Genomic DNA, 2,093 nt, shown 5'->3' with positions numbered 1-2,093 from the left:
ACCAGATTGATGAGAGGCCAGATCTGAAATTTTTATTTTGTTCTTAAGGTTTTTAGACAACACATATCCTTTGGGAAGGAAGTCGTCGATATAATCATCTATTTTTATTTTACGTTCAATTACTGCCTGTGCAATTAGATTTGAAGTTATAATTTTAGTGATGGATGCAATTTCGAATATGGAATTTTTATTGATCTCAATCTTGCTTTCTGCATTCAACTTACCATAAGCCGTATAATATTCTTCATTGTTTCTGACAAATCCAACACTAATCCCCACATCAGGATTTTTTTGATAATTGTCTCTTATGATCGAATCAATCTTCTTGAAGGTTTCTTGTCCAAAAGAAAGGTTGCTGAATAATAACAGCATTGCTAAAAGTTTTAATGAAGTTTTCATTGTAACGAATTTTAGATTAAAAATTATTTCGATACAAACATGTAGAAGAAATCAATGCTGTGCGACCGAATAAAAGTAGTCGAACGCATTTGTTTCAATAAATAAGTACGAATATTAAAAAAGACAGGTACGAGTAATTACAAAAAACTGTCTTACAAACCTTTACGATAAGAAGTTGGTGTACTACCGGTATGTTTTTTAAAAGCCGTATTGAAAGAAGATTTTGAATTAAAACCTACCTCGTATAGAATTTCCAAAACGGTTACCTTGCTTTTTGTAGCATCCTTTAAAAGATCCATGGCCCTCTCTATACGATAGGCATTAACAAAATCATAAAAATGCTGTTCTAGTTTATGATTAATTAAAATAGATAAGTCTCTAACCGGAATTCCAATGGCGACAGATATATCTTGAATAGTTAAGGAAGCATTCAGAAATGGTTTTTCTTCGAGCATATACTTCTTTAATTTCCATAACTCCTCATCGTATACTTTTTCATCTGCGGCTAATTGCCCTTTATTTTTTTCTTCGGAAACGATCTGCTGCACCAGTTTTAGTTTCGAATTAATATTTCTAAATAAGTTTGGATGGTTTAATGCTTTATATAAGTACCAAAAAATGATGATCAGTTCAAATAAGAAAAGTCCAATTTTCAAGCCTTCGGAAATGTGGGGATATGTGGAGAATTTAAAGATGTTTTTTAATAGGGCAATAAAATAAAAGACCGATAGTGCCACAGTAAACTGAACCAACCAAGTTAGCGATTCAATACTTGCTCCCGCATAATTTTCAAGATATATTTTTTTTGCTTTTCTTAATATCATAAAAGCAGCAATGAGGTATAATACAATTTGGATATGCATGAGAATATGATTGACCTTTATTTCCAACATCCCGCTTACATTTTCAAGAAAGCTAACTTTAGCGGCCAGGTCAACCGTATAAAAGCGAGGCAATAAGATTAAATTCGCTATTAAAAAGGGAAGAAGATGAATTAAATGTTTTGGTTTTAGCTTAAAATCGGCATAACAAACAGACAAAATGTATAGATAAAAAGTGGGAAGTTGTAAGAAAAAAATTGAGCTTAGAAAAATTCTTCCATTCAACGGAATTTCAAACAGGTAGTCTAAATTTCCGCTAATATCAATGGCCGTTAAAATTAGAAAAAGGGTAAAAAGCCGGTTACTTAATTTATGCTCTGTTTTGACTGTAAGCAAAAACAATGATAGAAATAAGGAGATTAATATGGTGATTACAGCAATTGTATCTAATAAATTAATTTTATCCATTAATCATTGTTCATTTTCAGGAAAGTTGTTTGTTGAGTTTACACATAAAGGTTTGTAATTTTAATACACACGCCTTATCCATTCATCTTAAGCCCCGAATTTAGCTAATTTTTATGATTATTATCTAGGTCAACTTTTCGTCAAAAAAGCCACAGCTTTCGTTGTGGCTTTCTTTGCTCCAGAGACCGTGTACTTTTCCAGAAATTTGCTTGATGATCTGACTAGAATCTCAAAGATTAATGAAGATCCTTTGGAATCTGTCTCTTATACACATCTTCCGAGCCCACGAGACCTGCGTTACCATCTCGTATGCCGGCTTGTGCTTGAAAAGTGGGGGGGGGGGGGGGGGGGGGGGGGGGGGGGGGGGGGGGGGGGGGGGGGGGGGGGGGGGGGGGGGGGGGGGGG

General features: G+C 34.7%; 2 protein-coding genes. Both read right to left on the bottom strand.

Features of this window, described 5'->3' with window-relative positions; genetic code table 11:
- A partial coding sequence (locus tag JHD79_RS22435; protein ID WP_199121589.1) for a serine hydrolase occupies nt 1–399 on the bottom strand: 399 nt, incomplete at its 3' end.
- 152 nt (nt 400–551) lie between these two features.
- Complete coding sequence (locus JHD79_RS22430; protein WP_199121588.1) at nt 552–1,688, bottom strand: AraC family transcriptional regulator; 1,137 nt, start codon at nt 1,686–1,688, stop codon at nt 552–554.
- Between the last annotated feature and the right edge of the window lie 405 nt (nt 1,689–2,093).

The organism is Pedobacter sp. ASV28 (assembly GCF_016428855.1).
Taxonomy (GTDB): domain Bacteria; phylum Bacteroidota; class Bacteroidia; order Sphingobacteriales; family Sphingobacteriaceae; genus Pedobacter.
Note: the sequence above shows the minus strand (reverse complement) of the source record. Positions and strands in the feature narration are given on the sequence as shown.